Below are 25,384 nucleotides of genomic sequence, written 5' to 3' on the forward strand. Positions count from 1 at the left end.
CGACGCGAATACCCCGATACCGGGGCCTCACCCTGTGGCCCGCGGACATCCCGGGCCACCCCTGAGGACGGCCACAAAGACGCTCCCCGCCCAACTGCCGGTTGCAGTCTGGCGGGGAGCGAATGGTCGAACAGGTCGTCAGCCCAGATCAAGGGGTTGGGACCAGCAATTCGCTCACGGAATCTTCACACGCCCCACAAAGTATCTCCCAGACGGTCGGCGCACGACGGCCGATCCCGCCAAGTCGCCCCCACGCCATGGCCGGAGCCCCCGGACATCCCCATCACAACCCTTACGGGAGCCCACATCGGCATCCCTACCCGAACCCGTACCGGACCCCGCATCGGCATCTCCACCCGAACCCCTGCCGGAGCCCGCAGGCATCTCCGGCCGGACCCGCACGGGGCCGCCCCCGGAACCCCTGAAGGAGCCCGGACCTAGCCCCGAAGCTCCCCCGCCACCAACTCGCCCACCTGCGCCGTGTTCAAGGCCGCCCCCTTGCGCAGATTGTCCCCGCACACGAACAGCTCCAGCGCCCGCGGATCGTCCAGCGAGCGCCGCACCCGCCCGACCCAGGTCGGATCGGTACCGACGACATCGGCGGGGGTCGGGTACTCGCCCTCGGCCGGGTCGTCAGTGAGGACGACCCCGGGAGCGGCGGCCAGGATCTCGTGCGCACCGCCGACCGAGACCTCGTTCTCGAACCGGGCGTGCACGGTCAGCGAGTGGGTGGTGATCACCGGCACCCGCACACAGGTCGCGGTGACCGGCAGGTCCGGCAGCCCCAGGATCTTGCGGGACTCGTTACGGATCTTGAGCTCCTCGGAGGACCAGCCGTCCTCCTGGAGCGAGCCGGCCCAGGGCACGACATTGAGGGCGATCGGCGCCGGGAACGGCCCCAGCGTGTCGCCGACGGCCCGCCGCACATCGCCCGGCGCGGTCCCCAGCTCCGTACCGGACACCGCGGACAGCTGTGCCCGCAGGGTGTCGACGCCGGCCTTGCCCGACCCGGAAACGGCTTGGTACGAGGAGACGATCAGCTCGCTCAGCCCGTACTCGGCATGCAGCGCACCCAGCGCGACGATCATCGAGAGTGTCGTGCAGTTCGGGTTGGCGATGATGCCGCGCGGGCGCACCCGTGCGGTGTGCGCATTGACCTCGGGCACGACCAGCGGCACGTCCGGGTCCATCCGGAACGCGCCGGAATTGTCCACGACCACCGCGCCCTTGGACACCGCGATCGGTGCCCACCGCGCGGAGACCTCGTCGGGGACGTCGAACATCGCGACATCGATGCCGTCGAAGGCATCCTCACTCAGCGCGACGACCTCGACCTCCGCACCCCGCACGGTCAGCTTGCGGCCGGCCGAACGGGGCGAGGCGATCAGCCGGATCTCGCCCCAGATGTCGGCCCGCTCGGACAGGATGCCGAGCAGGACCGAGCCGACGGCGCCGGTGGCGCCGACGACGGCAAGATGCGGCTTGGCGGCCGTGCGGGCGTCCGCCCACGCCGTATCAGCGAGGGACGGACGGCCCGCCTCGGCCGGAATCATCGGCCGGTGCCGCCATAGACCACGGCCTCGTCACTGTCGGTGTCGAGACCGAAGGCGGTGTGCACGGCGCGCACGGCCTCGTTGACGTCATCGGCACGGGTGACGACCGAGATGCGGATCTCGGAGGTCGAGATGAGCTCGATGTTCACGCCCGCGTTCGACAGCGCCTCGAAGAACGTCGCCGTGACGCCGGGGTTGGTCTTCATGCCCGCGCCGACCAGCGAGATCTTGGCGATCTGGTCGTCGTAGCGCAGCGAGTCGAAGCCGACCGCCGCACGGGTCTTCTCCAGTGCCGCGACGGCCTTGCGGCCCTCCGCCTTGGGCAGCGTGAAGGAGATGTCGGTCAGACCGGTCGACGCGGCGGACACGTTCTGCACGACCATGTCGATGTTGACCTCGGAGTCCGCGATCGCACGGAAGATGCGCGCGGCCTCGCCCGGCTTGTCCGGGACTCCGACGACCGTGACCTTCGCCTCGGAGGTGTCATGTGCGACGCCCGAGATGATTGCCTGCTCCATCGGCTGGTCCCCTTGCGGTTCGTTGCTGACCCATGTGCCCTTCAGCCCCGAGAACGAGGAGCGGACGTGGATCGGGATGTTGTAACGGCGTGCGTACTCGACGCAACGGTGCAGCAGCACCTTGGATCCGGAGCTGGCCAGCTCCAGCATGTCCTCGAAGGAGATCCAGTCGATCTTCCGGGCCTTCTTCACGACCCGGGGGTCGGCGGTGAAGACACCGTCCACATCGGTGTAGATCTCACAGACGTCGGCGTCCAGGGCGGCCGCCAACGCGACGGCGGTCGTGTCCGACCCACCGCGCCCCAGCGTCGTGATGTCCTTCTTGTCCTGGGACACGCCCTGGAATCCGGCGACGATGGCGATATTGCCCTCGTCGACGGAGGTCTTGATGCGGCCCGGCGTGACGTCGATGATCCGTGCCTTGTTGTGCACGGAATCGGTGATGACACCTGCCTGGCTGCCTGTGAAGGACTGCGCCTCATGGCCGAGGTTTTTGATCGCCATCGCCAGCAGGGCCATGGAGATCCGCTCTCCGGCGGTCAGCAGCATGTCGAACTCGCGCCCCGACGGAATCGGGGACACTTCCTGCGCGAGATCGATCAGCTCGTCCGTCGTGTCGCCCATCGCCGAAACCACTACGACAACCTGGTTGCCGTTCTTCTTGGCTTCGACGACTCGCTTGGCAACGCGCTTGATGCCCTCGGCATCCGCAACGGATGAGCCGCCGTACTTCTGCACGACAAGGCCCACGTGCGCTCCTCGCAACTGTCTCTTCGGGAGTTTCCCCCCGGACCCCCGGAAATGGGGGTACTGCGGTCGGCTCAGTCTAACGAGCAGGCGGAGTCCGCCCTGCTGATACCACATCGTGAGACATGAGACTCACTGGTTGATCACTGATTTTCACCGTGATCACCTGTCCCGTGAGTTTCACGTCCCGAGGCGGCTCCGCAAGGCGCACCGTCGCGCCCGCTCGGCGAGCACATGCCCGCTTCTGGCCGGTACACACGAAAACGTAACCCAGGTCACAAGGTCCGGGCGCGCGGAGAGACCCACGGGGCGGACCGCGCGGGCGCCTCGCGCACATGGGCAGTGGGGGCGCAGGAGCCGCTCACACGCCCCGTGCGGCCGTCCCCCGGCTCACACCCCGCGCAGTCCCAGCGGCCCGGCGATCTCCGCCGCCATGACCTTTCCGGCCTCCTCGGCGAGCCGCTCCTCGTCGCCGGTGACGTCGCTGTCGGTGTCCAGGCCGTCCAGCTCGACCAGTGGCTGGTCGAGCCGTACGTGGGCGACCAGCGACTGCAGCGCGCGCAGGGCGGCCGAGGAGGTCGGGCCCCAGTTGGACAGGTAGGAGAACTGCCACCACCACAGGGCCTCACTGACCCGGCCCGCCCGGTAGTGCGCCAGGCCGTGCCGCAGGTCGGTGACGATGTCGGCCAGGTCGTCGGAGATCCGGCTGGCGACCGGCTCGCTGCGCGGCACATACGGGTCGAAGACCTCGGAGTAGACGTCCACCGGCTCGAGCAGGACCGCGAAGCGCTCGCGCAGATCGTCGACGTCCGGCTCGGGGCCGGTGTCCGGCTCGTACCGCTCGTCGGGGACGAAGTCCTCGTGGGCGCCCAGACGGCCGCCGGTGAGCAGCAGCTGGGAGATCTCCAGCAGCAGGAAGGGAACCGCGCTGTCCGGCTCGTCGCCCTTGGCCACTTCCGTCACCGCGACGATGAAACTCTCGATCGAGTCGGAGATCGATACGGCGAAGTCGTCCGGGTCCTGGGTCGCGTTGTGCAGCGTGGCATCAGACATCGAGAAGTCTCCTCCCTTCGAAGGCCCGCCCGAGCGTGACCTCGTCCGCGTACTCCAGATCGCCTCCGACCGGCAGTCCGCTCGCCAGTCGCGTCACTCTCAGGCCCATGGGTTTGATCATGCGGGCCAGGTACGTGGCCGTGGCCTCGCCCTCCAGATTCGGGTCGGTGGCGAGAATCAGCTCGGTGACGGTGCCGTCCGCGAGCCTGGCCAGCAGTTCCCTGATCCGCAGGTCGTCCGGGCCCACACCCTCGATCGGGCTGATCGCCCCACCGAGGACGTGGTAGCGACCGCGGAACTCGCGCGTCCGCTCGATCGCCACGACGTCCTTGGGCTCCTCCACGACGCAGATGACCGCCCGGTCACGCCTCGGGTCCAGACAGACCCGGCACTGCTCCTCCTGCGCCACGTTGCCGCAGGTGCCGCAGAACCGGACCTTCGCCTTGACCTCCATCAACGCGTTCGCGAGCCGGCGGACATCGGTCGGCTCGGCCTGAAGAATGTGGAAGGCGATCCGCTGCGCGCTCTTGGGACCGACGCCGGGCAGCCTGCCCAACTCGTCGATGAGGTCCTGGACCACGCCTTCATACACGGAACGTCTTCTTTCTCTTCTGCCGTGGTGCGTACGCTAGTTGGCTACTCCTCAGAAGGGGAGACCCGGGATTCCGCCACCGCCCAGACCCTGGGCGAGCGGACCGAGCTTCTGCTGCTGCAGCTGCTGGGCACTGGCGTTGGCGTCCCGGACCGCCGCCAGCACGAGGTCGGCGATCGTCTCGGCCGTCTCCTCGGCGGAGTCGGTGTCGACCGCCTTGGGGTCGATGACCAGGCTCTGCAGCTCACCGGAGCCGGTCACCGTCGCCTTGACCAGACCGCCGCCCGCGGAACCTTCGACGGGTGTCTCCGCGAGTTCCTGCTGGGCGGCCGCGAGGTCCTGCTGCATCTTCTGGGCCTGCTGAAGCAGCTGCTGCATATTGGGCTGACCACCGGGGATCACGACGTGACTCCTGCCATACGACAACGTTTGTGCGGTAGCCCGAGCCTACGTGTTTCACGGCCCCGGCGCCCTACGCCGTAGGGAGGAGCACGGGTGTACGCCTGGTGTACGCCCGCTTACTCGCTTGCCGCCCCCTGCCCGGTCCTGGACCACCGCGCGCTGCCCTGCGCTGCCTACGCGGTGCTGATCCGTCAGCTACTCGTTGTTGAACTCTTCCACCACCGTCGCGCCGAGTTCGCGCACGATCAGGTCGTGGCCGCTGAGCGCGGAGTCGACGAGGTCGGGGTCGTCCTCGGCCGGCATGTCGTACTCGATCGACATCGGCGGGGGCTCCGGCGGCGCATACGAGGCCTCCGCCGCGGCCCCTGACTGCCCGCCGCCCGCGGACCCCGAGGGGGAAACGGCCTCCCGCGCCATCCGCGCACCCTGGCTGCCGCCGGCGCTGCCGCTGCCGGCTCCGCCACCGCCCTGCCCGTACTGGCCGCCCGACGACTGGGGCGCCGACGGGCCGCTCTGCTGCGGCGGGGACTGCGGCCCGCCCTGTTGCGGCGCGGCGGGCGCCCCGCCACCGAAGCCACCGCCACCGCCACCACTACGGGGAGCGCCACCGGCCGGCGGATTGGCGCCGCCCGACGGATCGACGATCGCCTCGACCCGCCACTGCACCTGGAACCGCTCGGCCAGCACGTCCTTGAGGACGTCCTCGCTTCCGCCGTTGGCGAAGCTGTCGCGGGCACCGGCATTGGGGAAGCCGATCTGCAGCGTCGTGCCGTCGAAGCCGGAGACCTGGGCGTTCTGGCTCAGCAGGATCCAGGTGAAACGCCGGCGGTCCTTCACCGCCTCCAGGATGTCCGGCCACATCTGCCGCACCTGGGCGGCACCCTGCGCCGCCGCCGGGGCCGCCCCGGCCTGCGGCTGCGGGGACACGGGCGCGGGCGGGCCGGCCGACGGCTCGGGCGAAGGGGCGGGCGCCCCGCCCTGCGGCGCCTGGCCGCCCTGTCCCGGCGCCACGGCCGTGGGCCAGCCACCGGGCTGCCGTCCGGCACCGGGGCCGTTGCCGCCCGCATTGCCGCTGGCGCCGGCGCCGTTGCCCCTGCCCGTGCTGCCGGGCCAGGCTCCGGGCCGCGCGACCGCACCTTCACGGCCACCGCCCTGCGCTTCGCTCTGCGGAGCCCGGGCCGGACCGCCCTGCGGCGCCTCCGCGCCCCCGCCGTCGCCCCGCTGCTGCTCCCCGCCGGGCTCGGCCACCGGCCCGCCGGACGCGCCGGCAGTCGGCGCGTCCGGAGCGGGAGCCGCCGGGGCAGCGGGAGCCGGGGCGGCCGGAGCCCCCGCACCGCCACCCGGACCGCCGCTCACCGCTCCCCGCACGGCGGCACGCGCAGCGGCCGGCCCCGACGGTCCCGCCGCCGGCATCGCCGGATGAGCCTCAGGACCCGGTACATAGCCGGCCGCTGGCCCGCCACCGGACGCCACGACGGGCGCCCCGGGCCCGAGGTCTCCGCCGGGGCCCGCACCGCCGCTCACACCACCGGCACCGCCCTGGAGCGCCGCGCCCGCGCCACGCTCCAGCCGGTCGAGCCGCGCCTGCACCGACCGCTCGTCGTCGTACGCAGCGGGCAGCAGCACCCGCGCACAGATCAGCTCCAGCTGCAGTCGCGGCGAGGTCGCTCCACGCATCTCCGTCAGGCCCGTGTTGACCAGGTCGGCGGCCCGGCTCAGCTCCGCCGCCCCGAAGACGGACGCCTGCGCCGTCATCCGCTCCACCACATCCACGGGAGCGTCGATCAGCCCCGTCTCCCCCGCGTCCGGCACGGCCGCCAGGATCACCAGATCCCGCAGCCGCTCCAGGAGATCCGCGACGAAGCGCCGCGGGTCGTTGCCGCCCTCGATGACCCGGTCCACGACCTCGTAGGCCGCCGCGCCGTCCCCCGAGGCGAACGCCTCCACGATCGAGTCCAGCAGCGACCCGTCGGTGTACCCCAGCAGGGCCGTCGCCATGGCGTATGTCACACCGTCGGCACCCGCACCGGCGAGCAGCTGGTCCATCACGGACATCGAGTCACGCACCGACCCGGCTCCGGCGCGCACCACCAGCGGCAGCACCCCGTCCTCGACGGGGATGTCCTCCCGCCCGCAGACCTCTCCGAGGTACTCGCGCAGCGTCCCCGGCGGCACCAGCCGGAACGGGTAGTGATGGGTACGCGACCGGATCGTCCCGATGACCTTCTCGGGCTCGGTCGTCGCGAAGATGAACTTCAGATGCTCCGGCGGCTCCTCGACGACCTTCAGCAGGGCGTTGAAGCCCGCCGAGGTCACCATGTGCGCCTCGTCGATGATGTAGATCTTGTAGCGACTGCCGGCCGGCCCGAAGAAGGCCTTCTCCCGCAGCTCACGGGCGTCGTCCACGCCACCGTGCGACGCCGCGTCGATCTCGATCACATCGATCGAGCCGCGGCCGTTCCTGGCCAGGTCCTGGCACGACTGGCACTTCCCGCAGGGCGTGGGAGTGGGACCTTCCTCACAGTTGAGGCAGCGCGCCAGGATCCGCGCACTCGTCGTCTTGCCACAGCCGCGCGGGCCGCTGAACAAATAGGCGTGGTTGACCCGGTTGTTCCGCAATGCCTGCTGCAGCGGATCGGTCACGTGCTCTTGCCCGATGACCTCGGCGAAGGTCTCGGGCCGGTAGCGGCGGTACAGCGCAAGGGACGACACGCATACGACGATATCGGGCCGCACTGACAACCGACGGGCCCCACAAACGCAAGGGCCCCCCACGCACCCGCCAGAGCCGACCTACCCTTGCTGCCTTCCGGCCCTGGGGGAGTTCAGTCAGATAGCGCCACGTGAGGGGCTGCGCACCACAGTAGCGGATCCCCCGCCCAAGAAACGACCCGGACCCCCGCCCCCGACCCACTCCACCCCCTCACCGGCTCCCGCCCCCGGATCATGTTCGCGAGCACTCCCCAACGTCTTGTATTGTTTGCGGCGGAGGATTCGCCTAGTGGCCTAGGGCGCACGCTTGGAAAGCGTGTTGGGGGCAACCCCTCACGAGTTCGAATCTCGTATCCTCCGCCATTGCTCTCACCGGGCAATACGTTGAAGGGCCCCACCGGTCGCGGTGGGGCCCTTCGACGTTGTCCCTCTCAGTTCTCGTCTCAGCCGGCTCTCGTCTCAGCCGGCCTCGAGCGGCACCCGGAGCGCGTCACCGATCTGCCGCGCGACCTTCCGGAGCACCGGCCGCGTGATGTGCCTGTCCCGAGCGCGCATCCGAGGACGGGGACGCGCGTCGTTGCCGGACCGGCCGTGATCATGCGCGACGTTCCTCGACGCCTTGCGGGCGGCGTCCCCTCCGCGGCATCGGTGCGGGGCCGTTGGCGGGTGAGGCGGCGGGGCATGAGGGGGATGGCCATGAGCTGGTGGGCCGTGGGGGGCTCGGTCGGCAGGGCCTGGAAGGCACGTCGGCTGGGCGGGTGTCGGCGGTCCGCCAGGGCGGGGCGGGGCCCTCAGGAGTGCTCAACGAGGGTCTCGATGCCGGCGCAGAGGAGCCGCACGCTGCGGATGAACTTCTCGTCCTGGTCGTGGGCGGCCGCGGTGGTCACGGTCCTCGGGAAGCGCTCGTGGAGATCGGTGATGTCCTCGGCGCTGATGGTGGGGGCGGTCGACTCGCTCTGTTCCTGCAGCACAAATCCGGTGAGGTGGCTGAACAGTGCGTCGGCGGCGATGCCGGCCTGTTCATCGGGTACGCCGGCGTCGTTCAGGGTCTGCAGCAGCCGCTCCATGAGTGACAGGGCTCCGGTGCTGAGTACTTTCGGGCTGTCGGCGAACATGACGGCTCCGCCCGGGTGCTGCCGGATGCCCTGCCGAAGGGTGATGGCCTGGGCCTCGACCCGCTGCTGCCAGCCGGCGCGACCGGGCAGCGCGGCCAGTGCGGCGCTGCCCGCGTCGTAGGCCTGCCGGGCCACTCGGTCCGCCATCAGCTGGAGCAACGCGGCCTTGTTGGGCACGTGGTAGTAGAGGCTTCCGGCGTGTGCATCCAGCTGTTCGGCCACCCGCCGCATGGACAGCCCGTGGTATCCGGCTTGTGCGAACACGGCCATGCCCGCGTCGATGATGCGGTCTGCGGTCAACTTCATGAAGAAACCCTCACACGAACTTTCAAACGACGTTTGAATCCTACCTCCGAGACAGCTAGTCTCGGCATGGACAATTCAAACGGGGTTCGAAGGGGGCTGGTGGCGATGGGCACTCTGCTGTTCAACGTGACCACAGCGGCGCTGATGGTTCTGATGTTCAAAGGCGGCGTGGCCCTGATCGGGCAGGAGACGGTGGGGCAGCGCCGCATCCCCTGGGCCGCGGCCGGGCTGACCGCGGTCGCCCTCGCCGGCGTGCTGGCGCAGCTGTGCTGGTCGGGAGCGATGGACGCGTTCGACAGCGACCCGAGCAAGTCAGGCTGGTGGCGCGTCGTCACCTCCGTCTTCCTGCAGAACGGAGGGGTTTTCGGGGCGGTGTGGAACATCGCCACCCTCGCCGTCATGGCAGCTCTGGCGGAGTGGTTCTGGGGTGGCTCCCTGATGGTGGCCCTTTTCGCCGCGGGCATCCTCCTGCCGCAGCGCATCGACGCGCTCTTCGGCGAGACCGGCGTCAGCACCGACCCTCGTAACTTCGCCGGGAGTTCGGGAGCGACCTACTTCCTCGCGGCGACCCTGGCAGCCGGCCTCCTGCTGCGAGGTGGCGACGGCAAGGAGCAGTCCACAGAAAGGCTGCTCGCCCTCGGCGTGCCCGTGCTCGGGCTGGTGCTGTGGTTCGCGCAGTCCAACGGGCACGGGCTGGTGGCGTTCTACGGCTTCGCTCTCGGCGCCCTGGTGCGGGCCGTGGGGCGCAACGTGCTCCACCCTGACCGCGACCTCCGGCAGCCTCCACGGACGACCATGGCCTCGCCGGCGGGGATCATCGGCAAGCGGGCTCGCCAGGCGAGTTGAAGCCCGCCCCGTCGCCGAACTCTCCGGCGGCGCACCGTTCGTTCGTCGTCCCTCACCGGAAGACCTGGAGCGCTGAGGACGCACAGGAGGGACAGACCAGCCTCACGGTGTCGTTCAAGGCCAAGGGCGTGAGCTCCAGCTACGAGGCCCTGCGGGACGGCAAGAAACTGAAGCTCTGGACGTACGTCGGTGACCCCGACGACAGTCATTCGCTCTGCATCCTGACCGCTCCTGCGGGGTGAGACAACTGGGTCGGGTCGGCGCTCGACCTGACGGTACGACCGTTATCCGCGCCATGCTGGAGTCCGCCCAGGAACGCGTGCGGCTGACCGCGGCGTACGTCTCGCCGGGCCCCTGATTCGTCGAGCTGCTGTGGGTTCCCGAGATCTGCCGGACTGGTGGTGCCGCCAATTACCCCGCCCCATGGGCGTGTTGTTCGCGATCCACACCGATTTGTCGTGTCGCAGACCCTGACTCGCCCTGGCGTCCGGACCGTTACTCGTAGAGGAACCAGACCTCTTCCATGGAGGAGGCTGGCGGGCGGTGTAGCGGACATGGAAGCGGGAGGTGACCAGGTTGGCGAACCCCCAGGCGGCGTAGGGGCCGAGAACGAGCTTGCCGAAGGAGGACTGTCGACCTCACAGGTGCCGACGATGACGGCGTCGGGGTAGCGGGCGGCCAGCGAGCTGGTCTGCTCCAGGAGGTTGCGTTCATAGCCGCACAGGGAGTAGTCGGCTATGCAGGTGACGGTCCCCCAGCAGCCGACCCGGACCTCAGACATGCCGTTACCGTAGTGGGACAGACCGGCCCGGTCCCCTCTGAACGGCCGTGAACGGTCGCGTTCGGCCGACCGTCACGGGGGGCCAGGCCCCACACCATGCGCCACCCCCTCAGGCCGTCGCCCCCGTCAGCAGTCCCAGGGACGTGAACACGACGAAGACGGCGCCCCAGGCCATGCCGTGGCGTATGCAGCGGTACTTGACCCATACCGTTCGCGACAGCGTCACGAACTGGTTCAGGTCCCGGTCCTGCGGGTCGGTCCGTCGTACGACGGCCGCCAGCAGCCGGACGGAGGCCGTCACGGCGGCGTCCCCGAAGTAGTGCGCACGCAGCCGCTGTGGCTTTCCGGCTCGTGGTGCCACGGCCAGTCCGAGCATCACGAGAGCCGGTACCCATGCCGCGCAGCCCGTCCAGAAGAGTGCCTGCGGCACCGGGGCGTAGCGCTGCGGTGTGATGCCGCCGGCGCTGATCGCGCCTAGCAGTGCGCTCAGCGCCACTCCCAGGGCCGTCAGCATCATTCCCGCCTTGCTGTCCGCCTTCTGCAGTTCCTCGCGGGTCTCGGTGATCAGGGTGCGGACGAGTTCTCCGCCGTGGCCGGCCGTTGCGTCTCTTCTGCGGGTGGTCATGCCCTCTCCCTCCGTGGACGCCCAGGAGGCCGCCCCGGGCGAGGCCGGGGCGGCCGTCATGTGCTCCGTCCGTACTCGGATCGTGTTCAGACTCCCGAGGTGCGCCGGAGTTCCTCCTCCAGTCCGTTCACCGCGTTCCGGGCCTGGATGTTCATCGCCGCCACGAGCTCGCGGTGGGCCGCCTCGGACTCGGCGCGGCTCCGCCGGACCTCCTGCTCGATGGCTTCCTGGGCGATTTCGATGTCCGCCATGGCCCGGCGCTCGGTGAGCCGTACCTGCTCACCGTGGATCTTGACGGCGCTGTTGCTCTCGTGGGTGAGCATCCGGTCGTAGGCGCTCTCACCACTGAGGAACTTCACCAGCACCGGAAGCGCGTCGAGGAGCACGAAGAGCGCCCGGACCAGCCATATGCCGGCAAAGAGCACGGTGTTCCCGCCCGCGAGGCCGTCCAGCGCCCCCATCCGCTCCAGTACGCCGATCTCCTTCTGCTTCGCCCGCTCCTTGGCGAGGCGCCGCTCGATCCCGGCGGCACGGGCCTGGAGGAAGGTGCCGCGCGATGCGGTCACCTTGCCCTCCATCGCCGCGGTGCGGCCGTGCATGGCGGCCAGCCGCCGCTCGTTCTCCTCGGTGCGGTGGACGGACCGGTAGTCCTTCGCCTTCTCGCGCATCCGCAGGCACTCGGACGTCCGCTGATACAGCCCTGTGGAGGCGTTGCGGATCAGCTGCCGGCACTCGTTGCGCACCTCCGTGTCGAGGGCCTCCAACTTGTCGTTGTCCTGGTCCACCCGCTTCTGGAGGACCGCGGACTCGGCGCGCAGCGACGAGAGTTCGTCGGACTGCCCACCGGGGGTGGCACCGAAGGACAGCACATAGCGGCCGCAGCCCGTGGGCGAGGAAGCCTCGGTCGCGGACGGCACGGGGTTGCAGCGCAGCAGGTTGCCGCGCAGCTGGTCCAGGTCCGTGTTCCGCTCGTCCGTGATGCGCTCCTCCACGGCCGTCGCGAAGATACGCAGCACCAGCGGTTCGGCGACCACGGCGCCGAGCACCAGGGCGATCAGCAGCCGCAGCAGCAGCGGCCCGGCGCGGCGCCGTGCGTTCGGCTGGGGAGTGACCAGCCAGCGGTCCAGATTGAGGATGAAGAGCATCCAGATCACGGTCGGGATCACGGCCAGGAAGGATGTCCTGCCCAGTGCCTCGGTCGCGAAGTTCCACATGGAGAACGCCGCGATGACGGAGGTGCCGAGCACGACACCGCCGAGCGCCGTGTACCTGCTCCGTTCGTACCCGACCTTGGCGAGGAGGTGCTCGTCGACGCCGGTCAGGGTGCGCAGCCGCCGGGCAGGGTCGAATCGCTCGAACGCGGTCCGGTCGGTGGTCGGGGAGTCAGTCAACGAGATCGTCCTCGTCCTTGACGAAGCCGTCGTTCGGGCGGCAGGTGCCACTGTTCAGACGCCTGGGCCCGTCGGCTGCCGGGCGCCCCGGACCGGACTCCACCGCCGGCACGGCCGGGCCGCCACCGTCACTCAGCACCTGGTCGAGCACTTGGTGGTAATCGACGTAATCCTCGGCGGCGCCCATCTGCCGCAGCAGGGTGAGCACGGTGTCGCGCCGCATCTGCGCCGCCGCGTTCTCCCGTGCGCGGGCGTGCGCGCGGTCCTCGTCGGCGGCACGGCTGCGGCGGGCCGAGTCCTCGTCCGTGGTGCGATGGATGCGTGCCGCGGCCTGAGCCACGTCGATGCGGTTCCTGGCGATCCCGAAGGCGTCCGCGTAGTCGGAGCCCTGCGACAGCAGTTCGGCGATCCGCTGGGTGTCCTGCGTCTCGAAGTCACGCTGGCCGCGGCGCAGTTCCTGCGCGCGGCGTTCGTCGCGCAGCTTCTGTTCCCAGTTCCGCAGATCGTCCGAGGCATGGACCTCGGCGCTGACGAACTCGACGCTCAGCCCCGCGACCCGCGGCGTCACGATCGCGCTGTACGCGGTCATGCGGTGGCTCACTTCGCGGCGCACCGCGTTGACCTCTTCCACGCGGTGGCCGGCGCTCACGCGCGGCAGCTCGCTGTCGCCCGCCAGATAGGCCCGCAGCGGCACGGTCACGTCGATGATGCCCTGCCGGGCGACGACCGTGGGGTCGGTGACCTGGCAGGCGAAGGAGGCACGGATCGTGAAGTGGTCGGCCTCGCTCACCGACGGGACGGTGCGCTCGACCTCGACCATGCGTGCCCGGGTGTCCACCAGGCTGACCGACGAGGCGTCGAGTACATCTGCGTGGGACGGGTCGAACACCATGCCCTCGGGGAACTGGCGGTAGTTGCCGCCGACCCTGAAGACGTGGACCGCGCCGGGCGGCAGCGCGGGGACGTCATCGCGGCGACGGCGCCGCGACCACCAATTGCCCTGGACAGTGCCCAGCACCTGCTCGGCGACTACCGGGTAGTTCACTTGCTTCAGCCTCCTTGGACGGATGGGACAGATGAGGGGAGACGAGAGGTCGTCTCGCCGGCCGTGGGCCGGCTTCTCAGCGACCCGAGGAGCACCTGGGCTAGCCGGTGCGTGCCGGGGATCGCGTAGTCGGGGTGCTGCAAGGCGTGGGGCAGGTCGTTGCCCAAGGCCTTCCATTGCCGGGGGGTCATGGCGCCGCGCATCGCCTCGCCGAGTGCCCGTACGGCATCGGCCGCCGCGGGGTCGTCGCGCAGCGCCGTCAGCGTTTGGCACAGGGCGCGGACGGCCCGGCGACGGCAGACGCTGAGCAGCACACTCACCCACAGCAGGCCCAGGTGGCGCGCGCACCCCGGGATGTCGCGCAGCAGTGCCGCGGCGAGCGTGCCGGGGCCCTCCAGCCGTTCCGCCTCCAGCAGCTGGGCGGTCGTCCGCAGGGCGAGGGAGCGGCCTTTGGACCGCTGGGCGGTGTCGGCGATCCGGGTGCGCACGTACCGGAGGGTGAACAGCACGCGCTCGGGATCCTGCTCGGCGGTCTGCAGCAGCAGGACCAGCGAGCGGCGGGCGGCGAACGCCATCCGCTCGCCGCGGTGCGTCAGGAACCAGAGCCAGTTGAGGGCTTCGAGGCGGTAGAGCGAGCCGAGGGTTCCGGTCAAGGCCATGGCTGTGGTGACGGCGCGCGCGGGGCCCCGGTTGTCCGCCCAGCTCAGCGCCAGGTTCAGGGCCTGGGGCGCCAGCTGCTCGTCCTCGCACATGAACTGGAGGGTGAGCGCGGTGGTCACCCGCTGCGCGGCGATACCGTCGGCCCACACCTGCAGGAGGCTCTCGTCCACCTCGGCGAGCGCATGCCGTGCGTACAGCGCGACCCCCTGGGCCACCTCGGTCCGGATGTCCAGGTCCGCCACCTGCGACAGCCGGCTCAGCCACTGCCGTACCGGGTACCAGAGTTCGTACCCGTAGAGGTCGTGCAGTTCGCCGATGACCAGCGCGCGGACCCGGGGTGAGGTGAAGACGATGCGGCGCTCGCTCCGGCTGGGGTCCTGTCCGGGCCCGGACCGCCGCTCCGTCCGCACGAGCCCGGTGGCCCGCTCCTTCCACCGCGCGCGGGTCTGCTCGAAGGTCACACCGCGCAACGCCGTCGTCCCCGTGGTGTCCGCGGCGCCGGCCGCTGTCTCCCCGGTCTGCTCCCAGTCGCGCACGTGGATGCCGAGCAGGACGGACGCCTTCTCGAAGTTGCGCTCCGGTATGCCTTCCAGGAAGGCGAGGGCCGCCAGCGGCAGCAGGTCGCCGGCGGCCGGTTCGTTGCGGAACCAGTTGCGGACCAGCTCCTTGTCGCTGTCCCGCAGCACCTGCAGAGCGGCATCGAGGCCGTCGGCGAGTCCGGTGGCCGCGGCGACGACGTCCGACGGGCGGCGCAGTTCGGCCACCCGCTCCAGCAGCTCCACCACGACGTCCGGCGGGATGTCCGCCGACGGAGTCCGCCCCCTGCAGTGGTCGAACAGCTCCACCGGGTCCGGCGCCTGCCACGGCACGCAGTGGTCCTTCAGGGCCAGCCGCCGCCGGGTGGCCTCGGGGGCCGTGATCACCAGATACGAGCCCTTGCGGCGCAGCTCCTCGCTCAGCCGGCGGATCTCGAAGGCCTGCACCGCGTCGACGTTCATCTCACCGACGTAGTCGAGGATCACATACGCCTGGCCGGCCTTGAGGGCGCTCGAAGCGGCCAGCTCCGCGAGGGAGTTGGCCGGGGACAGGCTCCGCAGTCCGGTGTGCTCGCCCCTCACTCGCCGCAGCAGCGCGAACGAACCCGCTCCGCGCCCGCTGCTGTCCGGACCGGCCAGAACCACGAGGTGCTCCGAGCGGAGCCTGCCGAGCGCGTCGTCGAAGCACGGCTGGGGCGGGAGGTAGAACCGCAGCGCCCGGTCGATCTCCTCGGGCCCCACGGAACCGGGTGCCAGACCGGGTGCGACCGCCGAACCGAAACCGAACGCCGCCCCGGAAGCATCCACCACCCCGTAGAAGTTGTTGTAGACCCGCCGGCCCAGGGCCCGCCGGAGGTCGTCGTACCCCTTGCCATCCTCCTCGCGCTCGTCGCGGTCGGCACGGGGCGGCGGCCCGTCGTCGGCGTCCGTCCGGTCCGCCGGGTCGGTGTCCTCCGGCTGCTCCGGGGCGAGTTCGTCCTCGGGTCCGGGTACGGGCTCTTCGCTGAGGTCCGGGGCCTCGGCGTCGTCAGCCACCCGCACTCCCGAAACCGACGACGCCCCCGCGCAGGTCCACCGGCGCGGTGAAGTTGTTGACGCTGATCTGCTCGCCCCGGTAGTCGTGACGCCCCGCAAAGTCGCCGCCCGGGCCTTCGCGGGTGGGCGGCTCGGGCTGATCCACCGCAGGTCGGCCGGCCCCGGGGCGGCGCACCTCGTGCCCGGGGACCTGGAGCCAGGCTGCGGCCTCGCACTCCTTCTCCCGGACGGTGACGCACCGGAAGTCCGCGGCGGACAGGGTGGTGTGGCCGCCGGCCACCGTGGACCGGTAGACGTCGTCGGACAGCAGCAGCGCGAGGTCGGCGCCGTCGTGCGTCGTCAGGGCGTCGTAGAGGTGGCGGGAGCTGAGCAGCCGCGCGGTGGTCACCACCGTCGTTCCGGCGAACCCGTTGTCGGCCAGCTCCACCGGACCGTGGTGGATGGCGGCCCGAAGCCTCATACGAGCGGTGGGGACCCGCGTGCCGTTGTACTCACGCAGCTCGGACACGAGATGCCGTACGAAGTCGTCGACCAGGCGCGGTTCGGTGCCGTCCATGGGGTGGACGGCCAGTTCCTCGTCTCCCTTGGGCTGGATGTGCCACTGCGAACGGTCCAGTCCGGTGCCGCCGGCCGCGCGGGAAAGAATCCGCGGAAGGTCGTGCTGGATTTCGGACTGCCTACGATCGTTGTTGCCTCCGTACGCCTGCGCGTCCACGGCGATACATGTGCAGGGATAGAACCCGGACCACTCGGCCACTCGGCCATTCCTCTCTCTGACCGCACTTCCATCGAAGTGCTGCCCGAGAGGCTAGGAGAGCGTCCGACAACTGATCCCGTATCAATATGGGTTTTCCCCAAACACTTTGGCGAACACCAGCAGCTTCGGCACGTCACAGACGGTTATCTTCCGATAGCTGCGCTCCACCAGTCCGAGCTTGGAAAGCGAGGCGAGAGCCTTCTCCGTCGTGGGCAGCGCAAGGCCGGCGAGCGAGGCGAGTTCCGCCTGATTGAGCGTGACGTCGAGAATTTGCCGGCTCACGCTGTCGTCCGGTCCTTGGTGTCCGTACGCCTGGCTCAATTCCGCAACCACCCGCGCGAGCCTCGTCAGCGAGTCATATGCGCGGAAATCGATACGGCGCCGGTTGGCCCACCGCAGCCGCGCGCACAGCATGGCCAGCATGGCCCGCATCGCGTCCGGGTGGCGGCCGAGGAAACTCTCCAACGCATTCACTTGAATGATGCGGGCGGTCATCTCGCTGCAGGCAATCACGGTGCCGGAACGGGGCTGGTCCTCGAAGGCCGCCATCTCTCCCACCAGATCACCCGCCACGCGGATGGCGAGCAGCATCTCGTAGCCGCTCTCCGAACTGGCGACGACCTTGGCCACGCCCCGGGTGAGCAAGAGGACATGCCGGCTTTCGTCGCCCTGCTGCAGCAGTTTCCGGTGAGCGGGATACACCATCGGAGTTCCCAGGCCCATGAGTTCTTCCAACGTGCTGCTTCGCAACCGCCCGAGGAAAGTGGAGTGCGGCCACGCCTGCTTCATCCGTACCCCCGCCTGCTTCACGCTGCGGCGCAGCGCGCCTTTTCCACTGGCCCGCCCATGCTGCCGCCGGGGCGCGAGAAGGCAAGCGGGTGGGAGGCATATGGCTGGTTACCCCCCTGAGCCGCCCAGTATTGATCGAACGCCTGAGCTTTTATTCGTGCAGGAGTTCCCTGTGGTTGCCGCCGCCCCGGACATCGCGCCGAGTTCTTGTGCGCGCCGGCGCCCGGCTCGTGGACACCGTCACCGCGCGGAGGCGGCGGGCGGTGGCACCGACTCGCCCGCCTCCTCGTGCTGGACGGCGGCGTCCACCGCTTCGGCGGGCATGGCCATTCGTACGGCGGCGTAGTACACGGCGAGGCTGAAGACGATCACGATGACCAGGTCCCACCAGTCGGGGAGCGCCTGGGTGCCGCCGTAGCGGCCGAAGCGGCCGATGAGGATCATGCCGCCCAGCCAGGGCCACACCCAGGCCGCCGACTTGGCGCGCAGACCGCTGCGTTCGGCCGCCGGGACACCGCGGCGGGTGAGCACGAGGACGACGAAGCCGAGCAGGGCGGCGATACCGAGCTTCCAGTCCGCCTCGTACCCGGACCAGTAGAAGATCAGGTTGGCGAAGACGAAACCGACGGGTGCCAGTACCGGTCCGGCGGGCAGGCGGTAGGGGCGCATCCGGCCGCCGTCGCGTACCCGGAGGGCGTGCAGCGCCACCGGCGCAAACGCGTACATGACGGCCGCTGCCGAGGTGACCAGGCCCACCAGCGCCTGCCAGCTGGGGAACGGCAGGAACGCGATCTCGCCGACCACGAAGGCGAGGAGGATCGAGACGACGGGTACCCGGCTGCGGCCGACCTGGGTGAGGGCTTGGGGCAGCACCCGCTCCCGTCCCATGGCGTAGGTGAGACGCGCGGCACCGGCCATGTAGACCAGGCCGGTGCCCGCCGGGGAGATGACGGCGTCGACGTAGAGGATGGTCGCCAGCCAGCCGGCCCCGATGCCGGTCGCCAGCGTGGCGTAGGGCCCGAAATTGCCCTTCCCCACCGGGTTGTCCCAACCATTGGCCAGGGCGCCGGGGTCCAGGGCGGCGATAAAGGCGACCTGCAGCAGGAGGTAGAGCGCGGTGCCGACCGCCATGGCCACGATCACCGCCCGGGAGACGTCGCGCTGTGGGTCGCGTGCCTCACCGGCCAGTTGGATTGCCTGCTCGAAGCCCAGCAGCGCGAACACCACACCGGCGGGCAGGGCCGCGAAGATCCCGTGCGCCCCGTGGGGTGCGAAGCCGCCGCCCGCGGTGAAGTTCGAGCCGTGGAAGGCCAGCGTCATCAAGACCACCACGGTCAGCAGGGGGACGGCCGTCTTCACCACCGCGGTGACCGAGTTGATCCCGGACAGCAGGCGCACGCCGAGCACATTGATGATCGTGAAGAGCAGCATGAAGAAGGTCGCGATCACCAGGCCGGCCCCGGTGAGGGTGCCGTTCGGGTGCAGGACGTGCACCCGGTCGTGGACCCAGCCGATGCGGTCCATGTACGAGAGCGTGGCCTCGACCTCGATCGGTGAGATCAGGACCGACCGCAGCCAGGACATCCAGCCCGCGGTGAAGCCGACCAGCGGGCCGAAGGCGAAGAAGGGGAACCGGGCGGTGCCGCCCGCGATCGGGTAGGTGGCACCCAGCTCCGCGTGGGCCAGCGCGAGCACGGCGAGCATCGTCGACGCGAGGACCCACGAGACCAGCGACGCCGGGCCGGCGATGACGGCGGTGGTCAGGGCGCCCAGCAGCCAGCCGGAGCCGATGATCGATCCCAGGGAGATGAACATCAGCCCCCAGAACCCGACCGCCCGGTGGAGGTGGTGGGCTCCGGTGGCGCTGTCACTTCCCGCTGCCGATGGCCTCGTCACGCGCGCTCCTGGTTCACGGGACCATCTTGGTCCCGGGAAGCGGGCCAGGCGGGTATGCGCCTTGCGTGTCGCCCTGTGTACCGAGAGTGAGTGCGGGCGCTGGGGCCGTCCTGCGGGATCCCGCAGGGCGGGGAGCAGGGCTGTACGGCGTACGGCCTACGGGCCCGGTGCGGGCACGGGTGGGGGCGACGGCGTCCGCGGTACGGCAGCGGCCCGGCAGCGCCCGGCGCCGGTTACCGCCAGTGACTGCTCGACGGGCTGGGGCTGGGGTGCGCGGAGCCGTTGCGGGGCGGCGGATGGGCGTGGAAGAGGGTGGCGTACAGACCGTGCCGGGCGAGGAGTTGGGCATGATGGCCCGACTCCACCAGACGCCCCTCGTCCAGGACCAGGATGCGGTCAGCGTCCATGGCGAGGTCCAGATCGTGTGTGATCACGAGGGTGGTGCGTCCCTCGGCGAGGCGCCGCAGCGGGCCGAGGATGCGCTGGGTGGCCAGGGTGTCCAGGCCGGTGGTGGGCTCGTCGAGGATGAGCACGGGGGCGTTGCGCAGCATGGCGCGGGCGATCGCGATGCGCTGCAGCTGGCCGCCGGAGAGCCGGGAGGTGCCGGGGGCGATGACCGTGTCATAGCCGTCGGGGAGGGCGGCGATGAAGCCATCGGCGTCGGCGTCCTGTGCGGCGCGGACGACGTCGGAGTGGGTCACGTCGTCGCGGCCGCAGGCGATGTTCTCCTCCACGGTGTCGTGCAGGACGAGTGTCTCCTGGGGCAGGAGCGTGATGTTCCGGCGGAGCTGGGCGATCGGCAGCCGGTTCACGGGGATGCCGTCCAGCCGGACGCTGCCCGTATCGGGGTCGTAGAACCTCAGCAGCAGGGCGGCCAGGGTCGACTTGCCCGCGCCGCTGGGGCCGGTGATGACCACCATTTCCCCTGGCACCGCGGTGAACGAGAAGTCATGGAGCACCTCCTCGTTGCCGCCTGGATAGCGGAAGCCGACCCGACAGGCTTCCACCGCGCCGACCGCGCGCTCCGGTGCCGCAACGACGACCGAGGGGTCCGGGTCGGTGACGGATGGCGGGGCGTCGAGGATCTCCAGCAGGCGCTCGGCTCCGGCGGTCGCTTCGGTGACCGTCAGACCGAGCTGGCCGAGGTCGCGGATCGGCGGGTAGAGGTAGCCGACGAACGCGGCGAAGGCCAGGAGCTCCCCCAGCGACATCCGCCCCGCGGAGATCTCCCACGCACCCAGGCCGATGATCGCCAGGACACAGAGCGTTTCGAGGACCTCGACCAGCTGCCCGTACAGCTCGTTGAGACGGGCGCTGGTCACCGACGCCCGCAGCCAGCTGCGTGCCTCGCGACGGAGCCGCTGCTGTTCGTCGCGCTGCCGGTTGTAGGCCTGGGTGAGGACGACGTTGACCAGCCCTTCCTCGACCACCGAGGTGATGGCGCCGTCCGCCGCACGTTCCCGGCGGGACACCTCCTTGACCCGACCGGTGAAGCGGGTGGTGGCGAGCCAGAACAGCGGGGCCAGGGCGAAGGTGGCGAGCGCCAGCTCCCAGCGCAGCCAGAGCGCGGCGCCGGCGTAGAAGATGACGCCGAACCCGGCCGTGGCCGCCTGGACGAGGCCGGAGACCACGAGTGATTCGATGGCGTCGACGTCGCCGGTCAGCCGCTCGACCAGGTCACCGCGGCGGTTGCGCTGGAAGAAGTGCGGCGGCAGCGTCTGGAGATGGGCGAAGACCCGGGCCCGTAGCCGCATCACGAAGCGTTCCGCCGTCCAGGCGGCGAGCGAGTTGCCCAGGTACCCGACGATCGCGCCGGCGACAGCCACGCCGAGCCAGATGCCGGCAGGTCTCCAGAAGGCGCTGACCGAGCCCTTCTGCAGGGCGTTGTCGGTGAGTTCGGCGAAGAGCAGGATGGCCACGGTCTCCGCGAGTGCGGCGACGATGGCGCTCAGACAGACGAGGAGGATCCAGCGGCGGTCGCCCCGGGTCAGCGGCCAGAAGCGCCGCACCGACTCCTTGAAGCCCACCCGTCTGGTGCGGATCGAGTTATCCGCGACCAGTCCCCGGAACACACGGTCCATAGCGGGGTCCGGGGGCGGTCGCGACGACCGCGCCCGCGCACCGGCCGGCGGATCTGTGGAGCTGTCTTCGGCACCGCGCAGCAGGGACGAACCCTGTCCAACGGGCGGTGATTCCTTGCCTCGTTGAGGCGACGCCTCGGGGCGCTCTCCGCGCCGGCGTGAGCTACGCAGGTTCATGATCGCTACGTCATCTCGTCGCTGGTGGGGTAGTTGAGCGGAACCACGTGGCGCCGCCCCCTAAAACGACGAGGCGGACCCGCGCCGTACGCGAGCCTGCCTCGAACTCAGAGGTGTGCGTCAGTAACCGTAACCGCGCCGGCGGCCTCGGTCTCGACCGAACCTCCTGCGACGCCTGCGGCGGTCGCGGTCGTGGTCGTGCCAGTCGTCATGGTCGCGATTGCGCCTTCTGGGGAAGACCTTGCGGAAGCTCATTCTGCCTCCTCGTTGTTTTTCGTTTTCGTCGAACCGTTCCTGGCTTCGACAACTCCCAAGCTACGACGCTCACCTGTCTCCAACAAGGCGAAATGCGTGAAAATTCAGACATAAGCCGATTTTCTTTTTAAACGTGGCTGAGAGTGGTGAAAGGTAACTCTCCGGATGCCATTTGAGCGGTCGGAGCGGCGGGGGCGGAGCCGGTGCAACAGGCGGATCTGCGGCAGCAAACAGGCTGTCCGGAGGGGCGGATCGGGGGTGCGCCCGGCCTGCCGGAGCCGACGGATCACCGCGGGTCAGCTCTCCCCGCCTGCCGGAGCGGGCGGGGCGGCGCACCGCTCCCGAAGTGAGCGTCAGCTGACGGGAAGTCGGCCGCCGCCCGCGGCTGTCGCGGGCAGGGTCCGTCGCCCTCCGCGGACCGCGGCACCGCGTGGCACGGAAGACGGTGTGCCCGAAGGCCGCGAACGACGCCGGTGACGGCGATGAGGCCGGCGGAGAGCCGGAAGGCGTGCCGGGATCCGTTCCGCACGGCGAGGGCCGGTGCCGACGGGCCGGCGGCCGTGAGCCGGAGAAAATTGATGCCCGGCAGGGCGATGCCGAGCGCGCTGCCCGAGTGGGCAGGCGGTGTTGACCGGTCCGGCCGCCGAGCCGGTCGGCGGACGTGGATGCAGGGCGCCGGTGAAGAGCGGGACGGTGAACAGGCCTATGCCGCAGGCCCGCCGGCGCGGCCAACAGAAGCCATGGGCGGGACGTGGCTCAAGGCAGCAGCGTGCGGCCGGTGGCCATCACGCGGACGTACGGCCCGAGTTGGCGCTGTCGCTCGGTCACCATCGTCAGTCCGTCGACCGCCGCGCAGAACGGCACGAAGACAGCCGGCGCGGTGGAAAGCCACCACCGCGGGACGGGCGAGCACAGGCGGGCACGGACAAGCAGGGGCGGGCACGGGCGGGCGCAGGCGAGTACGGGCGGGCACGGGCGGGCCTCGATGAGCCCACCGCGGCCCGCGGGGGTCAGGGACGGTCCGGGTCGACGGTCGAGAGGCGGTAGGCGTCACCCTCGGCGATGACGCGGCCGGCCGTGGGCGGCGGGAAGTGGCTGCCCAGGAGCAGGGTGTCGGTGCCGGCGAGCGAGGCGAGCAGGGTGCGGCGGGTGTGCGCGGCCTGTGCGGGGTCGGCGTCCACGCAGCTGGAGATGTGCGGGCGGGACAGCTGGACCGGGTGGTGGATGCAGTCGCCGGTGATCAGGGCCGTCCGCCCGGCGCTGCGCAGTTCCACGGCGACCTGTCCGGGCGTGTGACCTGGGGTGGGCAGGAGGCGGACGCCGGGGGCGACGGTGGTGCCTTCGACGGGCACCTCGGCCAGGTCGAGCAGTCCGGCGTCGCGGACCGGATCGACGGAGTCCCGGAACATCTGGCGGCGGGCCTCGTCCATCTCCACCCCGGCCCAGTGGTCCCACTCGGCACGGCTCGTCAGATAGCGGGCGTGGGGGAAGGTGGGGATCCAGTCCCCCTTGTCGGCGCGGGTGTTCCAGCCGACGTGATCGGTGTGCAGATGGGTGAGGAGGACCAGGTCCACCGTCTCCGGGGCAAAGCCGGCCGCCGTCAGGCGCCGGAGATAGTCGCTGTTCAGGTGGTGCCAGGCGGGGTTGCCCCGGGTTTTGCCGTTGCCGATTCCGGTGTCGACGAGGATGCGCAGCCCCTGCACCTCCAGGGCGAAGCTGTGCGTGGCCAGGCGGAGGGCGCCCTCGCCGTCGGTGAAGTCCCGCTGCAGCCACGGCGCTTGGGCCACCACGTCCGGGGTGGCGTCGGGCAGCAGCCAACGGCCGGTCTGCGCGGGGAGCGCCACCTCGTCGATACGACGGACGGTGATGTCACCCACCGTCCAGGAGGGGGCCGCTTCGCTGACGGCATCCATGAACTGTCCTCTCGCGAGACAAAGGCAAAAAATTTGCGTTACGTCACGCTAACCCATCCCGGCACGCTAACGCAATCAGTTTGCTTTTATGTGGTCATCCGTCGCACCGAGCCCTTAAGGTGGAGCCATGAGCCCCAGGCCGATGACCCGCCCCGGGGGACGCAGTGCCCGCGTCCAGGAATCGGTGCACGCAGCCGTGCGCGCACTCGAAGCAGAACAGGGCCGTGCGGCACTGACAGTTCCGCTGGTCGCCGCGCGCGCCGGTGTCACGCCGTCGACGGTCTACCGCCGGTGGGGAGACCTCCAGGAACTGCTGTCCGACGTGGCCGTCGAGCGCCTCCGTCCGGAGGCACCGCCCGCCGACCACGGGGCGCTCCGTACGGACCTGGAGGCATGGGCCGAGCAGTTCCTGGAGGAGATGTCCTCGCCCCCGGGGCGGGCCTACCTCCGGGATGCGCTCGCCGGTGATCCGGACGGCAGCCATGCGGGCCAGTGCTCGGCCTACGCCGCCGAGCAGGTGGACGTCATCCTCGCCCGCGCCGCCGACCGCGGTGAGCAGGCCCCGGACGCCGAAGTCGTGATGGACCACATCGTCGCCCCGATGATGTACCGGCTGGTCTTCCGGCCGGGCCCGCTGGACGCGTCGTATGCGCGCGGCCTCGTGGAGGCGACGCTCGCCGGGCTGATGCCACCGCGCTGACCGTCTTCGTCCTGGCCTCGCACCGGCGCGGCGCGTGGCGCCCGCCGGACGTCGGCCCCGTGAGGCGTGCGCCCTCTTCCTCGCGGTGCTGCTGTTCACCGCTGTCGCGACGGTCATCGTGGTCGGCGCGGGTGTGCTGCCCAAGACGGTCCTGATGCTGCGCAGCATGGCGGGGTACAAGCGGCGGCGGATCGCGGCCCGGGCGGGTGATGCGGTCCCCGAGGCCTATCTGCCGCTCACCGGGGAGCTGTTCGAGCGGGTGCGTACGGCGACCGCGGACCCGGGTACGTACCGGGATCTGCGCCGGCTCGCCGCCCACTTCGGCTACGGCCGGGGCCTGGCGTACCTGTCGCTGCCGCTCTGGGCCCTCGGCCTGCTCATCGACGGGGTGTGGTGCGGACTGCTGGGGCGCCGGGCCGTCGTCCTGCCGCCGATCCTCACCGACCGGGGTCTGGTGGGGGCGGTGCGGGCGCCGGCGGCGAGCAGCGGGCTCAATATGACGGTACGTCAGGACGGAGCGGAGGAGGCCCGCGCGCCCCGGCGGCGGTCGACGCGGCCGCGTACTTCGTGGTCGCGGAGGCGCTGGCCAACGCCGCGAAGCACATTGGGGCGGACCGGGCCACGGTGGAACTGGTCCGCAGGACCGGCCGGTTGACGGTGCCGGTCCGTGACGAGGGCCATGGCGGCGCCGGGACCGAAATGAGGCGCCGAGGAGAGAGCACGCCCCCGTATCCGTGGTGGAGCGGACTCCACCACGCGCACGGGAGCCACCCGGCGCCGGGGGGGCGGGGGGGGGGGGGGCCGGGGCCGGGCGTCCACCGCCGGGCCCCCGGGGGGCGGGGCCGGGCCCGGCCGCCCGCCCCCCGGCGGTGTGGGGCCAGTGCCCGCAGGCGGCGGGG

General features: G+C 70.6%; 20 protein-coding genes, 1 tRNA gene, 1 other RNA gene and 1 pseudogene. 5 read left to right on the forward strand and 18 right to left on the reverse strand.

Annotated elements, in window-relative coordinates; translation table 11 throughout:
- Positions 1 to 437: 437 nt before the first annotated feature.
- The 7 genes from ACGFWI_RS02695 to ffs form a co-directional block, all read right to left on the reverse strand.
- Positions 438 to 1,553 (reverse strand): aspartate-semialdehyde dehydrogenase, encoded by a 1,116-nt coding sequence (locus tag ACGFWI_RS02695; RefSeq protein ID WP_393904086.1) that lies wholly within the window; start codon positions 1,551 to 1,553, stop codon positions 438 to 440.
- Positions 1,550 to 2,821: an aspartate kinase gene (locus ACGFWI_RS02700; RefSeq protein WP_030989759.1), complete on the reverse strand. Its 1,272-nt coding sequence runs from the start codon at positions 2,819 to 2,821 to the stop codon at positions 1,550 to 1,552. Before ACGFWI_RS02700 ends, ACGFWI_RS02695 begins: the two co-directional genes overlap by 4 nt.
- A gap of 387 nt (positions 2,822 to 3,208) precedes the next feature.
- Positions 3,209 to 3,871 carry a DUF5063 domain-containing protein gene (locus ACGFWI_RS02705; RefSeq protein ID WP_393904087.1) on the reverse strand — a complete coding sequence of 221 codons (663 nt, stop codon included), beginning with the start codon at positions 3,869 to 3,871 and terminating at the stop codon, positions 3,209 to 3,211.
- Positions 3,864 to 4,463 (reverse strand): recombination mediator RecR, encoded by a 600-nt coding sequence (gene recR / locus ACGFWI_RS02710; RefSeq protein WP_362603699.1) that lies wholly within the window; start codon positions 4,461 to 4,463, stop codon positions 3,864 to 3,866. The genes ACGFWI_RS02705 and recR overlap by 8 nt, the downstream gene beginning before the upstream one ends.
- 51 nt (positions 4,464 to 4,514) lie before the next feature.
- Positions 4,515 to 4,865 (reverse strand): YbaB/EbfC family nucleoid-associated protein, encoded by a 351-nt coding sequence (locus ACGFWI_RS02715; protein WP_086718527.1) that lies wholly within the window; start codon positions 4,863 to 4,865, stop codon positions 4,515 to 4,517.
- A gap of 195 nt (positions 4,866 to 5,060) precedes the next feature.
- A complete protein-coding gene (locus ACGFWI_RS02720; protein WP_393904088.1) occupies positions 5,061 to 7,577 on the reverse strand; it encodes a DNA polymerase III subunit gamma and tau in 2,517 nt (838 codons plus the stop codon).
- A gap of 47 nt (positions 7,578 to 7,624) precedes the next feature.
- Positions 7,625 to 7,721: signal recognition particle sRNA small type (gene ffs, locus ACGFWI_RS02725), an RNA gene on the reverse strand.
- Positions 7,722 to 7,852: 131 nt separating this feature from the next.
- On the opposite strand from ffs, the gene ACGFWI_RS02730 reads away from it, so the two are divergent.
- Positions 7,853 to 7,940: transfer RNA gene (locus ACGFWI_RS02730), tRNA-Ser, on the forward strand.
- Positions 7,941 to 8,368: 428 nt separating this feature from the next.
- On the opposite strand, the gene ACGFWI_RS02735 is transcribed toward ACGFWI_RS02730, so the two are convergent.
- Positions 8,369 to 8,998: a TetR/AcrR family transcriptional regulator gene (locus tag ACGFWI_RS02735; protein ID WP_393904089.1), complete on the reverse strand. Its 630-nt coding sequence runs from the start codon at positions 8,996 to 8,998 to the stop codon at positions 8,369 to 8,371.
- A 105-nt stretch (positions 8,999 to 9,103) separates the two neighbouring features.
- On the opposite strand from ACGFWI_RS02735, the gene ACGFWI_RS02740 reads away from it, so the two are divergent.
- Positions 9,104 to 9,844, forward strand: coding sequence for a hypothetical protein (locus ACGFWI_RS02740; protein ID WP_393904090.1), 741 nt, complete (start codon positions 9,104 to 9,106; stop codon positions 9,842 to 9,844).
- Positions 9,841 to 10,086, forward strand: a complete 246-nt coding sequence (locus ACGFWI_RS02745) for a hypothetical protein (protein ID WP_393904091.1) — start codon at positions 9,841 to 9,843, stop codon at positions 10,084 to 10,086. The genes ACGFWI_RS02740 and ACGFWI_RS02745 overlap by 4 nt, the downstream gene beginning before the upstream one ends.
- On the opposite strand, the gene ACGFWI_RS02750 is transcribed toward ACGFWI_RS02745, so the two are convergent.
- The 10 genes from ACGFWI_RS02750 to ACGFWI_RS02795 form a co-directional block, all read right to left on the reverse strand.
- On the reverse strand, positions 10,050 to 10,625 hold the full coding sequence (locus ACGFWI_RS02750) for a DUF6333 family protein (RefSeq protein ID WP_393904092.1): 576 nt from the start codon (positions 10,623 to 10,625) through the stop codon (positions 10,050 to 10,052). The genes ACGFWI_RS02745 and ACGFWI_RS02750 overlap by 37 nt on opposite strands.
- Positions 10,626 to 10,734: 109 nt before the next feature.
- Positions 10,735 to 11,250: a Pycsar system effector family protein gene (locus ACGFWI_RS02755; RefSeq protein WP_393904093.1), complete on the reverse strand. Its 516-nt coding sequence runs from the start codon at positions 11,248 to 11,250 to the stop codon at positions 10,735 to 10,737.
- An 86-nt stretch (positions 11,251 to 11,336) separates the two neighbouring features.
- Positions 11,337 to 12,641 (reverse strand): DUF4407 domain-containing protein, encoded by a 1,305-nt coding sequence (locus tag ACGFWI_RS02760; RefSeq protein WP_393904094.1) that lies wholly within the window; start codon positions 12,639 to 12,641, stop codon positions 11,337 to 11,339.
- Positions 12,634 to 13,686: a hypothetical protein gene (locus ACGFWI_RS02765; protein ID WP_393904095.1), complete on the reverse strand. Its 1,053-nt coding sequence runs from the start codon at positions 13,684 to 13,686 to the stop codon at positions 12,634 to 12,636. The genes ACGFWI_RS02760 and ACGFWI_RS02765 overlap by 8 nt, the downstream gene beginning before the upstream one ends.
- 5 nt (positions 13,687 to 13,691) lie before the next feature.
- Positions 13,692 to 15,917: a hypothetical protein gene (locus ACGFWI_RS02770; protein WP_393904096.1), complete on the reverse strand. Its 2,226-nt coding sequence runs from the start codon at positions 15,915 to 15,917 to the stop codon at positions 13,692 to 13,694.
- A complete protein-coding gene (locus ACGFWI_RS02775) occupies positions 15,910 to 16,674 on the reverse strand; it encodes a hypothetical protein (RefSeq protein ID WP_393904097.1) in 765 nt (254 codons plus the stop codon). Before ACGFWI_RS02775 ends, ACGFWI_RS02770 begins: the two co-directional genes overlap by 8 nt.
- 81 nt (positions 16,675 to 16,755) lie before the next feature.
- Positions 16,756 to 17,463 carry a Crp/Fnr family transcriptional regulator gene (locus tag ACGFWI_RS02780; protein ID WP_393904098.1) on the reverse strand — a complete coding sequence of 236 codons (708 nt, stop codon included), beginning with the start codon at positions 17,461 to 17,463 and terminating at the stop codon, positions 16,756 to 16,758.
- 240 nt (positions 17,464 to 17,703) lie between these two features.
- Positions 17,704 to 19,359 carry an APC family permease gene (locus ACGFWI_RS02785; protein WP_393904099.1) on the reverse strand — a complete coding sequence of 552 codons (1,656 nt, stop codon included), beginning with the start codon at positions 19,357 to 19,359 and terminating at the stop codon, positions 17,704 to 17,706.
- Positions 19,360 to 19,592: 233 nt separating this feature from the next.
- A complete protein-coding gene (locus tag ACGFWI_RS02790; RefSeq protein ID WP_393904100.1) occupies positions 19,593 to 21,440 on the reverse strand; it encodes an ABC transporter ATP-binding protein in 1,848 nt (615 codons plus the stop codon).
- A gap of 1,442 nt (positions 21,441 to 22,882) precedes the next feature.
- On the reverse strand, positions 22,883 to 23,785 hold the full coding sequence (locus ACGFWI_RS02795; RefSeq protein WP_393904101.1) for an MBL fold metallo-hydrolase: 903 nt from the start codon (positions 23,783 to 23,785) through the stop codon (positions 22,883 to 22,885).
- A gap of 127 nt (positions 23,786 to 23,912) precedes the next feature.
- Between ACGFWI_RS02795 and ACGFWI_RS02800 the strand changes: the two genes are divergently transcribed.
- A complete protein-coding gene (locus ACGFWI_RS02800; protein WP_393904102.1) occupies positions 23,913 to 24,485 on the forward strand; it encodes a TetR/AcrR family transcriptional regulator in 573 nt (190 codons plus the stop codon).
- A 34-nt stretch (positions 24,486 to 24,519) separates the two neighbouring features.
- A pseudogene (locus ACGFWI_RS02805) lies at positions 24,520 to 25,384 on the forward strand (sensor domain-containing protein); the annotation flags it as partial.

The sequence above is a fragment of the Streptomyces sp. NPDC048434 genome (genome assembly GCF_043200375.1).
Classification (GTDB): domain Bacteria; phylum Actinomycetota; class Actinomycetes; order Streptomycetales; family Streptomycetaceae; genus Streptomyces.